The following is a 15113-nucleotide window of genomic DNA, read 5'->3' as shown; positions in this document are numbered from 1 at the left end:
AAATCTTCTATCTATCAGCCGTCAACTGTCACCTATTTTAGGTTTAACTACTAATACTGAACAGTTAGCTTCTTCCATCACTTGACTACTGACAGAACCCTGCACAATTCGCTTCATCCCAGTTAAACCACGACTGCCAATGAGAATCAACTCAGCTTTATAAATGTTTGCTAAACAAATAATTTCCGCTGCTGGATCACCGCTGACAACTTCTAATTCGCTTTTGCATGATAATTGCGATTGATAAGCTTGCAACTGTTTTTCAAACTGCCAATAGGAAACCCTGGATGAGTCTGATTTTGGACGATCTGCCGGTTGTTCTAGTTCTTGGTCTGATGTAGGAATAACATGACAGAGAATGACCTTACTATCTTGTGATAGTAACAAATTATCTAAAGTCTGAATGACTCTTTCAGTAATGTCCGAGCCATCCAGAGCTACCAAAACAGTATTTAGCACCATTCCTGTCTCCTCAAAAAAATTTTCTGTAAAGGGCTATCGGCAAGCTACGTGCGAACACGATGGCCTGCATGACGACGAAGGAGTCACTTTTGCACCTATACTTACAGAGTAGGAGAGAAATAATATCATGTTTTTACAAAATTTTAGTTGTTAATTCGTTGGTAACTGTCATTACTCCTTAACTCTGAGTTTAACGGAATCAGCATGGGAAGGTAAACCTTCCGTAGTTGCTAAGATATCAATAGCAGATGCCACTTTTTCTAATGCAGTTTGTGAGTATTGAATAATACTAGAGTGTTTTAAAAATGTTTCTACCCCCAAAGCGGAAGCATAACGGGCTGCACCAGAGGTAGGTAAGGTATGGTTAGGCCCTGCCAAATAATCCCCTACAGCTTCAGGTGTGGAACTACCCAGGAAAATTGCCCCAGCATGGCGAATATGGTTAATTAAAGCCCAAGGATCGGCAACTTCTAATTCTAGGTGTTCTGGTGCAAACTCGTTAGAAAGTTCTGCGGCTGCTTCTAGGGATTCCAATACTACGATTAAACCATAATGGGCGATCGCCTTTTCCGTATCTATCCGTCGAGGATGATCTACTAATTGCCTTTCTACTTCAATTTGCACTTTTTTCGCCAAAACAGCATCCGTCGTCAGCAAAATTGCTGCTGCCATAGGGTCATGTTCCGCTTGGGCTAATAGGTCAGCCGCCACATACACAGCATTAGCTGTTTCATCAGCAATTACTAGCACTTCGCTAGGACCTGCTAAAGAATCAATGCCCACTGTGCCGTAAACTAATTTTTTGGCCAAGGTGACATAAATATTACCAGGTCCAGTAATAACATTGACCTTGGGGATGGTTTCTGTACCATAGGCCAAAGCAGCGATCGCTTGAGCGCCACCAATGCGATAAATTTCCTCAACCCCTGCTTCTTGGGCTGCTACCAAAACCGCAGGATTCACCATTTTACCTCCTCTGGCGGGTGTCACCATCACCACACGAGGTACACCTGCCACTTTTGCCGGAATGGCATTCATTAACACTGTACTGGGATAACAAGCCCGACCACCTGGTATATATAAACCTGCTCTGTCTACAGGGGTATAGCGCTTGCCTAAAACTACCTCATCATCACCAAAATGTACCCAACTTTTGGGAACTCGCTGACGGTGAAAACCCTCTATTTTCTGGCACGCTAGACGGATGGACTGAAGCAAATCCTTGGATACCTGTTGGTAGGCTGCATCCAGTTCCGATCCTGTTACCTTGAGTTCTTCGGCTTTGAGGGTTTGGTGATCAAATTCTTCCGTATAATGTAATACAGCTTTATCACCTTGGCGCTTCACCGCTTGCAACACTTCGCGCACTGTTGCTTCTTTGTGAAGAACCTGTTCATCCTGAGTACGTTCGCAGATCCGTTGAAGTTCTGATCTAACGTCTGTCTGCTGAGTAATGATTCGCAGCATGGAGTAATAACAATGCCAAATTTTACAATAATTGTGATCCAAGAACCAGTTAGGCTATTTACCAGCTAGTACCCCATGGCTGAAACACAAGATCAATCAAAAACATGACTAAAAAGCTGATTATATTGAGCTTTTTGACTTTTAAATTTTGACTTTTGATGTCCGCCTGACGATGCTAGGGTAGGAAACTGAATTTGATTCTTTTCTCTAGCTTAACCTGGATTTTTTTTGATACTACTTTATAAAACTCAAGCAAATCAGGAAATTTGCTACTCCTTGTCTTTTGAATTGAGGGAATTGCTTTCCTTGCTTGGTGGTTTATTGGTTACGATACCCTGAGCCAATTGGAAAAAGTCTTGATTTGTAGGTTGGGTTGTGGAACGTAAACGTTCGCAAAGCAATAGGATGAAACCCAAAATAGGCGCTGGGTTGCGCTGTCGCTTAACCCAACAAAGCAGAAAATGGACAAGGTATTGTTGGTCAATAACCTATTTTAACCTATTCCCCAATTCTGGGCATCAACCTTTAGGCAACCAGCAAGGGTCATCTGTCAACCGTTGCCCCATCCCATAAAAAAATTTTTTGTGAGAAATTGTAACATTAGCAAAATTAGTGCTATATTTACTAAACCTAGTAGTGTGTGTACATAATTAATAGTCTTTTTTGGAATTACTGTGGCGAATACAAAGTCTGCTCTTAAACGCGCCCAAATCGCAGAACGCAACCGACTGCGTAATAAAGCATATAAATCAGCAGTTAAAACGCTGATGAAGAAATACTTTAGTTCTGTGGAAGCTTGTGCTGCTAATCCGACACCAGAACTCAAGCAAGAAGTGGAAGTGAGAATGTCCGAAGCTTACAGCAAAATTGATAAAGCTGTAAAAAAAGGCGTACTTCATCCCAACAACGGGGCTAGGAAAAAGTCAAAATTAGCCCATAAACACAAAAACCTCTCCGCTTAGTTAATAGTTAGTGGTGAGTGATTAACAAACCACTGACCATCAACTACAAAACAAGCTATGCAACTGATAGACACTCACGTACACATTAACTTTGACATTTTCCAGCCAGATTTAGCAGCCGTTCGCGCTCGATGGCAAGAAGCAGGAGTAGTACGATTAGTTCACTCCTGTGTTCACCCGCAAGAATTTGCGAGTATTAGCCAAATAGCCCAGCAGTTTCCTGAAGTCAGCTTTGCTGTAGGGCTACATCCTCTAGATGCTCATAAATGGGATGATCAAACAGCTACCAAAATCAAGTCTTTGGCCAGTTCCCATCCCCAAGTAGTAGCTATAGGCGAAATGGGCTTGGATTTCTACAAAGCAGATAACTATGAGCATCAACATCAGGTATTTGCGTCACAACTAGCGATCGCTTGTGAATTAAATTTGCCAGTGATTATCCATTGTCGGGATGCTGCACCAGCGGTGAGAGATGTATTGCAAAAATGGCGGGATGTGCATGGGGAAAAGTTACGGGGTGTCATGCACTGCTGGGGGGGAACACCAGAAGAAACCCAATGGTTTTTGGATTTGGGTTTCTATATCAGCTTTAGCGGTACAGTTACCTTCAAAAATGCTCAAATCATCCAAGCATCCGCGGCAATGGTAAACAGTGATCGCCTACTCATAGAAACAGATTGTCCATTTCTCTCACCTGTCCCTAAGCGCGGTGAAAAACGTAATGAACCAGCCTATGTTCATTATGTAGCGGAACAACTGGCAAAACTACGAGGGGAAACTATTGCAGAAATTGCCCAGAAAACCACTGAAAATGCTTGTAGATTATTCGGTCTAGCATTATAAATTTCAACTCGATCTGTGAAAATTCATCCTGATTTGACCAAGAAGGTGCTTCTGACTCAGAAAAATGTGCTAAAGTTATTGTCCTAACTAGGATTGTTGATTAAATGATGGCTTCCCACCGAAATCATCAAGATCATCTATATATCCATATCATAGTATTGCTTCCAAAACATTTAGCTTAAGCCATAATGGTAAAGGAAGGATAATCACTCCTGAAACTCAATTTGTGATGTTATCAACCTGATATTAGCAAGTTGAGAATTTGTGGTTTTAGCCCGTTGGATGAAACGACCGGACTCAAATCCAAAATCCTTCCACTGCCTGCCCATCCACCTAAAGTCTCTACAAACGGATGATCTCAATAGATAACAAACCATGGCAACCTAGATTGACTAGGAAAAACTTCCAACCTGAAAATAGCAATCCTTTAATATATCAAACAATAAAGAAAATCCTTAAACATAATTGTCTAGACTAGACAATCTTAACAATAACCCATCCATAGTGCAGGCTTTTATGGCACTTTGCGCTATTAAATGCCCATCTGCTAGAATTACCACTTTTGGGATTTAACAGGCACAGATCATCAAATATCAGGCATAAAGTGTGAGACGTGAAATATGAATTAGTGTGAAGTAGAAAAAATTTCATGGTCAAGACTATGCTGCCGTATCAGTCAGCAAACCAGCAGCGGATTCTTGCCCCATCAATAGACTTCACTATCTAGAATCCATATTTTACCACAAAGCCAAAAAGCAGACTCCACGAGTACCCCTTTGAAAGTTTAACCAGGTTGATAAAGGTAAAGGCATGACTAACGACAAATACATGGAATCCGCCTTTCTATTACCCGACTTGATTGAAATACAGCGTGCTAGTTTTCGCTGGTTTCTTGAAGAAGGACTAATAGAAGAATTAAACTCCTTTAGTCCAATAACAGACTACACTGGCAAACTAGAACTGCACTTTCTGGGCAATAATTACAAACTCAAAGAACCAAAATACAGCGTTGAAGAATCTAAACGTAGAGACAGCACCTATGCAGTGCAGATGTATGTCCCTACACGTCTACTGAATAAAGAAACAGGAGACATTAAAGAACAAGAAGTATTTATTGGTGATCTGCCATTAATGACAGATAGAGGCACATTTATTATTAATGGAGCCGAGCGAGTCATTGTCAATCAGATAGTGCGATCGCCTGGAGTTTACTATAAATCAGAAATTGATAAAAACGGACGGCGTACCTATTCAGCTAGTTTAATTCCCAACCGGGGGGCATGGCTGAAATTTGAAACAGATCGTAACGACCTAGTTTGGGTAAGGATAGATAAAACCCGGAAACTGTCGGCACAGGTACTGCTGAAAGCACTAGGTTTATCAGACAACGAAATTTTTGATGCTCTGCGCCATCCAGAATACTTCCAAAAAACCATAGAAAAAGAAGGGCAATTTTCCGAAGAAGAAGCCCTAATGGAATTATATCGAAAACTTCGCCCCGGTGAACCACCCACAGTTTTAGGTGGACAACAGCTTTTAGATTCTCGCTTCTTCGATCCTAAACGCTACGACCTCGGAAAAGTGGGTCGTTATAAACTCAACAAAAAACTTCGCCTCTCCGCCCCCGATACCATGCGCGTCCTCACCCCTGGGGACATCCTAGCCGCCATTGATTACCTCATTAACCTAGAATACGACATCGGTAGTATTGATGACATTGACCACCTCGGAAATCGTCGAGTTAGAAGCGTCGGTGAATTACTGCAAAACCAAGTCAGAGTAGGTTTAAACCGCCTGGAAAGAATTATTCGGGAACGGATGACAGTATCCGATGCCGAAGTTCTCACCCCCGCATCCTTAGTCAACCCCAAACCATTAGTAGCAGCCATCAAAGAATTCTTTGGTTCAAGCCAACTAAGTCAATTCATGGATCAAACCAACCCCCTAGCTGAATTAACCCACAAACGTCGTCTCAGTGCCTTGGGTCCAGGTGGTTTAACAAGAGAAAGAGCCGGGTTTGCCGTCCGAGATATTCATCCCAGCCACTATGGACGCATCTGCCCCATTGAAACACCGGAAGGTCCAAACGCTGGCTTAATTGGTTCATTGGCTACCCATGCCCGTGTTAACCTTTACGGTTTCTTAGAAACCCCATTTAGACCCGTAGAAAATGGGAAAGTGCGGTTTGATGTTCCGCCAGTCTACATGACAGCAGACGAAGAAGACGACCTGAGAACAGCCACCGGTGACGTTCCCCTAGATGAAAACGGCTACATCAAAGGTCCACAAGTACCCGTGCGTTATCGCCAAGACTGGACAACCACAACTCCAGAACAAGTAGACTATGTAGCAGTTTCCCCAGTTCAGATTGTCTCAGTTGCTACCAGCATGATTCCCTTCTTGGAACATGACGACGCTAACCGAGCGCTGATGGGTTCTAATATGCAACGGCAAGCCGTACCCTTATTAAAACCGGAGCGTCCCCTAGTAGGAACAGGGTTAGAAGCCCAAGCTGCTAGAGACTCCGGGATGGTCATAGTCTCCCGCACTGATGGTGAAGTGGTGTATGTAGATGCCACAGAGATTCGTGTGCGCGTCAGTAGTCAGTGGTCAATAGTCAGTGGTCAGTATTCATTTACAAAACAGCAAACAACTGACAACGAGCAACAAACAACTGATAAACCCCAAGAAATTAAATACACCCTTTCCAAATACCAACGTTCTAACCAAGATACCTGTTTAAATCAAAAACCATTGGTGAGAATAGGCGAAAAAGTTGTAGCTGGTCAGGTATTGGCAGATGGTTCATCTACCGAAGGTGGAGAACTAGCACTAGGACAAAATATAGTCGTCGCCTATATGCCTTGGGAAGGCTACAACTACGAGGACGCGATTTTGATTTCCGAACGGTTGGTACAGGATGATATCTATACCTCCATTCACATTGAAAAATTTGAAATTGAAGCCAGACAAACCAAACTAGGCCCAGAGGAAATCACCAGAGAAATTCCCAACGTTGGGGAAGATGCCCTAAGACAGTTGGACGAACAAGGGATCATTCGCATCGGTGCATGGGTAGAAGCTGGGGATATTCTCGTCGGTAAAGTCACCCCCAAAGGTGAATCAGACCAACCTCCCGAAGAAAAACTCCTTCGTGCCATCTTTGGTGAAAAAGCCCGCGATGTGCGTGATAATTCCCTGCGAGTCCCCAATGGTGAAAAAGGCCGGGTCGTTGATGTGCGTCTGTTCACCCGTGAACAAGGTGATGAATTGCCACCAGGGGCTAACATGGTAGTCCGGGTTTACGTTGCCCAAAAACGCAAAATCCAAGTTGGCGACAAAATGGCAGGGAGACACGGTAACAAGGGGATTATTTCCCGTATTCTTCCCGCCGAAGATATGCCCTATTTAGCCGATGGTTCACCAGTGGATATTGTTTTGAACCCCTTGGGTGTACCTAGCCGGATGAATGTGGGTCAAGTATTTGAATGTTTACTAGGTTGGGCAGGTCATAATCTGGGAGTCCGGTTTAAAATGACTCCCTTTGACGAAATGTATGGAGAAGAAACCTCCCGCCGCCTCGTTCACGGCAAACTCCAAGAAGCTAGAGACGAAACTGGTAGAGATTGGGTATATAACCCCGACAATGCTGGCAAAATCATGGTTTATGACGGTCGCACCGGTGAACCATTTGACTGTGCCATTACCGTTGGCGTAGCTTATATGCTGAAATTAGTGCATTTAGTAGATGACAAAATTCATGCCCGTTCTACTGGACCATACTCCCTCGTTACCCAGCAACCCTTGGGTGGTAAAGCTCAACAAGGTGGACAAAGATTTGGGGAAATGGAAGTTTGGGCATTGGAAGCCTTCGGCGCTGCTTATACCTTGCAGGAACTATTAACAGTCAAATCCGATGATATGCAAGGACGGAACGAAGCTCTCAACGCCATCGTTAAAGGTAAAGCCATTCCTCGTCCTGGTACACCAGAATCCTTCAAGGTGTTGATGCGCGAGTTGCAATCACTAGGTTTAGATATTGCCGTGCATAAGGTAGAAACCCAGGTAGACGGTAGTTCCTTGGATGTGGAAGTAGACCTAATGGCAGACCAAGCTGCTCGTCGCACACCCCCCAGACCTACTTATGAGTCACTTTCTCGTGAGTCATTGGAAGAGGACGAGTAAAGATTAGTCAGTAGTCAGTGATCAGTGGTTAGTAGCAAATTACAACTGACAACTGACCACTGACAACTGGCAGCTTTTTTAATTTTTAATTTTTCATTTTTAATTGACATGAGATCCCCCCAAACTAATCAATTTGACTACGTAAAAATTGGTATAGCCTCACCAGAACGCATTCGCCAATGGGGTGAACGAACTTTACCTAATGGACAATTGGTAGGTGAAGTTACCAAACCAGAAACTATCAATTACCGCACCCTCAAACCAGAAATGGATGGCTTGTTTTGCGAGCGCATTTTTGGACCGGCTAAAGACTGGGAATGTCATTGTGGCAAATACAAACGGGTGCGCCATAGAGGTATAGTTTGTGAACGCTGCGGTGTGGAAGTTACTGAGTCTCGCGTCCGTCGCCACAGAATGGGCTTTATTAAACTGGCAGCACCCGTAGCTCATGTTTGGTATCTCAAGGGGATTCCTAGTTATATTGCTATCTTGCTGGATATGCCCCTGCGGGATGTGGAGCAGATTGTTTATTTCAACTCCTATGTAGTCTTAGCTCCTGGTAATGCTGATACCCTTACCTATAAACAACTCCTCAGTGAAGACCAGTGGTTAGAAATTGAAGATGCTATCTACAGCGAAGACTCGCAGTTAGAAGGTGTGGAAGTGGGCATTGGTGCGGAGGCATTGCTGCGGTTATTGGCGGATATTAATTTAGAACAAGAAGCTGAATCTCTCAGAGAAGAAATTGCCAACGCTAAGGGGCAAAAACGCGCCAAATTAATTAAACGGCTGCGGGTAATAGATAACTTCATTGCCACAGGTTCTCAACCAGAATGGATGGTGATGGAAATTATCCCCGTCATTCCTCCTGATCTGCGACCAATGGTACAGCTAGATGGCGGGAGATTTGCCACTAGCGATTTAAACGACTTGTACCGTCGGGTGATTAACCGCAATAACCGTTTAGCTAGGCTTCAGGAAATTCTTGCCCCAGAAATTATTGTCCGTAACGAAAAACGGATGCTGCAAGAAGCTGTAGATGCCCTCATTGATAATGGCCGTCGGGGACGGACAGTAGTAGGGGCAAATAACCGCCCCTTAAAATCCTTGTCAGACATTATTGAAGGTAAACAAGGACGTTTCCGGCAAAACCTTTTGGGTAAACGGGTTGACTATTCAGGCCGTTCGGTAATTGTGGTCGGTCCTAAACTGAAAATCCACCAATGCGGACTACCAAGAGAAATGGCCATAGAACTGTTTCAACCCTTTGTGATCAATCGGTTGATTCGTTCCGGCATGGTGAATAATATCAAAGCTGCCAAAAAATTAATCTCTCGCAATGACCCCACGGTTTGGGATGTGTTGGAAGAGGTGATAGAAGGACATCCAGTGATGTTAAACCGAGCACCGACCCTGCACCGCTTAGGTATTCAAGCCTTTGAACCCATCTTAGTAGAAGGGCGAGCTATTCAACTTCATCCTTTAGTCTGTCCTGCCTTTAACGCTGACTTTGACGGAGACCAAATGGCGGTTCACGTCCCCCTGTCTCTAGAGAGTCAAGCAGAAGCACGGTTGTTAATGTTGGCTTCTAATAATATTCTGTCCCCAGCTACAGGTAAACCCATTGTTACCCCTAGCCAAGATATGGTATTGGGCGCATATTATCTGACTGCAGAAAATCCCAACGCTACTAAGGGCGCGGGCAGATATTTCTCCTCTTTAGATGACGTAATTATGGCTTACGAAGCTCACCAAGTTGACCTTCACGCCTATATTTACGTGCGCTTTGATGGGGAAATAGACTCTGGTGAACCAGACACAGAACCTCTAGAAATCATCGAAGACAAGGATGATAAGGGCAAACTCATCAGTAGGGTAGTGAAGTATAAATTCCGTCGTGTTCGTGAAGATGCCCAAGGAAACTTAATTTCTCAGTACATTTATACAACCCCTGGACGAGCCATCTACAACAAAGCTATTCAGGAAGCGATAGACGCTTAACAATTTTGGATTTTAGATTTTAGATTTTGGATTTGACAATTTTAGATTTTGGATTGCCAAATTCAAAATTCAAATAATCCAAAATCCCAATCATCTAAAATCCAAAATGCAAATAATCTAAGACCCAAAATCTAAAATCCAAAATCCTATGACTAAAGCAGTTTTTCGCAATCTTGTGGTTAATAAGGGTAAACTAAGAGATTTGATTTCTTGGTCATTTACCCATTACGGAACGGCGCGGACAGCAGTAATGGCGGATAAACTCAAAGATTTGGGTTTTCGCTATGCCACCAAAGCGGGGGTATCTATTAGTGTGGATGATTTGATGATTCCACCTTCTAAAAAAGAACTTTTGGAAGCAGCCGAAGCAGAAATTCTCGCCACTGAAGAGCGTTACCAACGGGGTGAAATTACTGAAGTAGAACGTTTCCAAAAAGTTATTGATACTTGGAACAGTACCTCAGAGGCTTTGAAAGATGAGGTAGTTGTTCACTTTAAAAAAACCAATCCCCTTAACTCTGTCTACATGATGGCATTCTCTGGGGCGCGGGGTAATATTTCCCAAGTGCGCCAATTGGTGGGAATGCGGGGACTAATGGCAGATCCCCAAGGGGAAATTATTGACTTACCAATTAAAACTAACTTCCGGGAAGGATTAACGGTTACAGAATATATTATTTCCAGTTATGGTGCCCGGAAAGGACTAGTAGATACAGCTTTAAGAACAGCGGACTCTGGTTACTTAACCCGGCGGTTAGTTGATGTTTCCCAAGACGTAATTGTGCGGGAATTTGACTGTGGCACTAATAGGGGCTTGACTATTGGGGCAATGGTCGAAGGGAACAAAACCTTAATTAAACTCGCTACTCGCTTAATGGGTAGGGTAGTGGGTGAAGATGTAATTCATCCAGAAACCAAGGAAATCATTGCTCCTCGCAATACTCCCATAGATGATGACTTAGCGATCGCTATTCAAAAAGCTGGTGTCAAAACGGTCACAGTCCGTAGTCCCCTCACCTGCGAAGCTGCCCGTTCTGTCTGTCAACATTGTTATGGCTGGAGTTTGGCACACGCCAAAATGGTAGATTTAGGGGAAGCGGTGGGGATTATTGCCGCTCAGAGTATTGGTGAACCCGGTACACAGCTAACCATGCGGACATTCCACACCGGAGGTGTATTTACCGGGGAAGTAGCCCAACAAGTACGTTCCAAAGTAGCAGGAACAGTAAAAATCCCTCGCAAACTACAAACCCGTCCCTATCGTACCCGCCATGGTGAAGACGCTCTTTATGTCGAAGCTAACGGCACATTGATGATTGAAGGGGATAAAAAACAGGGTACAGGAGAAAGCCAAGAAATTGCTGTTACCCAAGGTTCAACCCTTTACATTCACAATGGCCAGCAGGTATTAGCAGATCATTTAGTGGCAGAAGTCGCCCTGGGTGGTAGAACTACCAGAACTAACACAGAAAAAGCTGTGAAAGATGTGGCTTCTGATTTGGCTGGTGAGGTCAAATTTGCTGATGTGGTGGCGGAACAAAAAACCGACCGTCAAGGCAATACCACTGTTACCGCTTCCAGAGGGGGATTAATTTGGATTCTATCTGGTGATGTTTACAACTTGCCTCCCGGTGCAGAACTAATAGTTAAAAATGGCGATGCCATTGACACTAACGGAGTATTAGCAGAAACCAAACTCACCACTATTCACGGTGGTGTCGTCCGCTTACCAGAAGCAATTCCCGGTAAAGCCACCAGAGAAATCGAAATCATTACCGCTTCCGTCATTCTTGACCAAGCCGCCATTACCGTGCATAGTTCCCAAGGGCGGAACAACTACCTAATTACCACTGCCAACAACCAAGAATTTAACCTCCGGGCTACTCCTGGAACAAAGGTACAAAATGGACAAGTAGTAGCTGAACTGATAGATGATCATTACCGCACCACTACCGGGGGCTTCTTGAAGTTTGCCGGCGTAGAAGTGCAGAAAAAAGGTAAAGCCAAACTGGGTTATGAAGTAGTTCAAGGGGGAACACTCCTATGGATACCAGAAGAAACCCACGAAGTTAACAAAGATATTTCCCTACTACTAGTAGAAGATGGTCAGTTTGTTGAGCCAGGTACAGAAGTAGTGAAAGACATCTTCTGTCAAACTGGTGGTGTGGTAGAAGTTACCCAAAAGAACGACATTCTCCGGGAAGTGGTGATTAAACCTGGTGAACTGCTAATGGTAGATGACCCGGAAGCAGTCATGGAAAAAAATGATACCTTCCTCCAAGCTGGGGAAGAACTACAAGGAACAACCGCCACAGAATTGCGTTACATCCAATATGTAGAAACTCCCGAAGGTCCAGCCCTGCTAAGTCGTCCGGTAGTGGAATTTCCAGTCCCCACTAACCCAGATGTTCCTGCTACCACTTCCGTGAGTCAACACACAGGCCGTTCTATCCAACTGCGGGCAGTACAACGTATTCCCTACAAAGATTCGGAACGGGTGAAATCTGTGGAAGGGGTGGAACTGCTGCGGACACAGATAGTTTTAGAAATCGAACAAGAAACAGATAGTGAACACGGTTCTTCTCCCTTAGCGGCGGATATAGAACTGATTCCTGACCCAGACAACGAAGAAATTCAGCGTTTGCAGTTGGTGATTTTAGAATCACTGGTAATGCGTCGAGATATCACCGCCGATGCTACCCAAGGCAGTACTCAAACTAACCTAGAAGTTAAGGATGGTGATACTATTGCCCCCGGTGCGGTTGTTGCCAGAACTCAGATATTGTGTAAAGAAGGTGGCATAGTTCGCGGTGTGCAAAAAGGTACAGAAACCGTGCGTCGTTGTTTAGTATTACGTCAACATGATTTGATGACAGTGGATACTAACGTTGCTCCCAAGGTGAAAACTGGAGATTTAGTAGTTGAAGGTAGCGAAATTGCTCCTGGCATCCTAGCGGCTGAATCTGGACAAGTGGTAGAAGTTGTCAATGGTCAGTCATCAGTCCTCAGTGGCAAAACAACAGACAACGGACAACTGACAACGGACAAATCAGCTTACACCATCACTCTCCGGGTCGGTCGTCCCTACCGAGTCAGTCCCGGTGCAGTGCTGCAAGTGGAAGATGGGGACTTGGTACAACGGGGTGATAACTTGGTGTTACTAGTATTTGAACGGGCGAAAACTGGAGACATTATCCAAGGTTTACCCCGGATTGAAGAACTGCTAGAAGCTCGTAAACCCAAGGAAGGCTGTATCCTGGCGCGTCGTCCTGGAGAAGTGAAGATAGTCTATGGTGATGGCGATGAGGCAACATCTATTACCCGTGAAGCATATTCCATTAAAGTTATTGAAAATAATGGCGCGGTGACAGACTATCCCCTCGGTCCTGGACAAAATCTGATAGTTCCTGACGGAGCGCACATTGTGGCAGGTCAACCCCTGACAGATGGACCATCCAACCCCCACGAAATCCTAGAGATATTCTTCAGTTTGGGTTCAGAAGATGGTGTTTATGCCTGTGCCTCTCATGCTTTACAAAAGGTACAAACCTTTTTGGTGAATGAGGTGCAAATGGTGTACCAGTCCCAAGGCATTGATATTTCTGATAAACACATCGAAGTCATTGTCCGGCAAATGACCAATAAAGTCCGTATTGATGACGGTGGTGATACTACCATGCTTCCTGGGGAACTGGTAGAACTGCGCCAAGTAGAACAGGTGAATGAGGCTATGTCCATTACAGGTGGGGCAAGAGCGGAATATACACCAATGTTACTAGGTATCACCAAGGCATCCTTAAATACTGACAGTTTCATCTCTGCGGCATCTTTCCAAGAAACAACTAGAGTATTAACTGAAGCGGCTATTGAGGGTAAATCTGATTGGTTACGCGGTCTCAAGGAAAACGTGATCATCGGTCGTTTGATTCCTGCTGGTACTGGTTACAATACTTATGAGGAAGCAGGAACAATTGACGATTATGTAACCGATATAGGTACTGGGGTACTAGATGAAGTAGATGATCCTTTAGATATGGTTTTAGATGACCGTACCGCTAAACTCTATAATCTGGATGTACAGGGTATGGGTGAAGGTAGTTTTGGCAGCAAAATGGGAGAACGTCTCATCCTCGATGATGATGATGATGATCTCATTGCTGATGAAATTAGCGACCTTGTAGAAGATGATGATTTTGATGATGATGGAGATGACGGAGACGATGATGAGGATTTTGATGATGAATAAAATCGGGTAATGTTGATGGTTGACTGTTGACGTTTGACCACCATACCCAGATCCCCGACTTCTAAGATCAATTGATCATTTATGGACACAATAAATAAAAGAAGTCGGGGATCTTATCTCCTCACCTGAATTCTTACAACCAATCCCCAATTAAAAATCACCAAGCTTGATCTTAATTCCAGAGTCCAGACGTGGGACTTTTAAATACTCAACCGGTTCATAAATTTGACGATTTGATTTATTAGCATCGTCACATGATTGAAAAAAAGACTGTGGATTATTGATATAGTTAATAGGACTTATTTTTTTGCATTCTGGGTCGCTGATGCTTAAAGATAATTCGTTATTTGCTTGATTTGCTTGATGCCAATAACTGTTAATTGTCGCCGGTTCTGTGATGAGATTCTGGGCTTGATTCTCTTGTACTGTTGGGGTAACAGTAGGTTGACTTTCAGCGTTAGCACTCTTATGGAATATGCACTCACAGTAGAAAATCATTAACATGAGAAAAAATAATTTCATCCAAACCTCCAGGAGACCCCCACCAAAACTGTACTCAGTTTGGTGATGGGAGGAATGGAGGTTTAATTGTGAAACGTCCCTGGAGTAATTTTGTGCGGCAGCACAAACAATGAAAGGGACAGTTGAGCAATTAACAAATCTTTGATTTTCCATATTCGATTCGTAACTGTCTTTGTGAATTGATTTACTGGATTAATTAGGAAAGAGTGGTCTTTTTTCAGTGTCTAAAACAAATATTTGGATATAATATTTTGCTCCGAAGAGCCTCCCATTTCTGGGGTAATGTTAGCTTTGACAATGTTAGAGGTCGGTAACTATCTTAAAAGCACTGGTTTAACCCTTAAGCCTGTTTAACTTTTAAGTTCTAGAGCAGGGAACTAGCTACGCATTCCCTGGTAGGTCTTTAACTCTTACCTCTAACGTAG

Annotated in this window: 8 protein-coding genes; 5 read left to right on the top strand and 3 right to left on the bottom strand. The window is 43.7% G+C overall.

Going from position 1 to position 15113, the window contains the following annotated elements; genetic code table 11:
- Nucleotides 1-21 precede the first annotated feature (21 nt).
- Nucleotides 22-459: a universal stress protein gene (locus CUN59_RS17940; protein WP_104389137.1), complete on the bottom strand. Its 438-nt coding sequence runs from the start codon at nt 457-459 to the stop codon at nt 22-24.
- A 174-nt stretch (nt 460-633) separates the two neighbouring features.
- Nucleotides 634-1929: a histidinol dehydrogenase gene (gene hisD / locus CUN59_RS17935; RefSeq protein ID WP_104389131.1), complete on the bottom strand. Its 1296-nt coding sequence runs from the start codon at nt 1927-1929 to the stop codon at nt 634-636.
- 674 nt (nt 1930-2603) lie between these two features.
- Here hisD and rpsT point away from each other — a divergent pair.
- The 5 genes from rpsT (at nt 2604) to CUN59_RS17910 (ending at nt 14166) form a co-directional block, all read left to right on the top strand.
- Nucleotides 2604-2891: a 30S ribosomal protein S20 gene (gene rpsT / locus CUN59_RS17930; RefSeq protein ID WP_104389130.1), complete on the top strand. Its 288-nt coding sequence runs from the start codon at nt 2604-2606 to the stop codon at nt 2889-2891.
- A gap of 57 nt (nt 2892-2948) precedes the next feature.
- Entirely contained in the window at nt 2949-3734 is a 786-nt protein-coding gene (locus CUN59_RS17925; protein WP_104389129.1) for a TatD family hydrolase, read from the top strand.
- Between the two features lie 810 nt (nt 3735-4544).
- The gene (gene rpoB / locus CUN59_RS17920) at nt 4545-7919 is read left to right on the top strand and encodes a DNA-directed RNA polymerase subunit beta (protein WP_104389128.1); all 3375 of its coding nucleotides are present in this window, start codon (nt 4545-4547) and stop codon (nt 7917-7919) included.
- Between the two features lie 108 nt (nt 7920-8027).
- On the top strand, nt 8028-9920 hold the full coding sequence (locus tag CUN59_RS17915) for a DNA-directed RNA polymerase subunit gamma (protein ID WP_104389127.1): 1893 nt from the start codon (nt 8028-8030) through the stop codon (nt 9918-9920).
- A 148-nt stretch (nt 9921-10068) separates the two neighbouring features.
- Complete coding sequence (locus tag CUN59_RS17910) at nt 10069-14166, top strand: DNA-directed RNA polymerase subunit beta'' (RefSeq protein ID WP_104389126.1); 4098 nt, start codon at nt 10069-10071, stop codon at nt 14164-14166.
- Nucleotides 14167-14316: 150 nt separating this feature from the next.
- Here the strand turns inward: CUN59_RS17910 and CUN59_RS17905 are convergent, their stop codons facing one another.
- The gene (locus CUN59_RS17905) at nt 14317-14841 is read right to left on the bottom strand and encodes a hypothetical protein (RefSeq protein WP_104389125.1); all 525 of its coding nucleotides are present in this window, start codon (nt 14839-14841) and stop codon (nt 14317-14319) included.
- Nucleotides 14842-15113: the final 272 nt, after the last annotated feature.

Source organism: Cuspidothrix issatschenkoi CHARLIE-1 (assembly GCF_002934005.1).
In the GTDB taxonomy this organism is placed as follows: Bacteria; Cyanobacteriota; Cyanobacteriia; order Cyanobacteriales; family Nostocaceae; genus Cuspidothrix; species Cuspidothrix issatschenkoi.
This window is presented reverse-complemented; position numbering and strand designations above follow the sequence as displayed.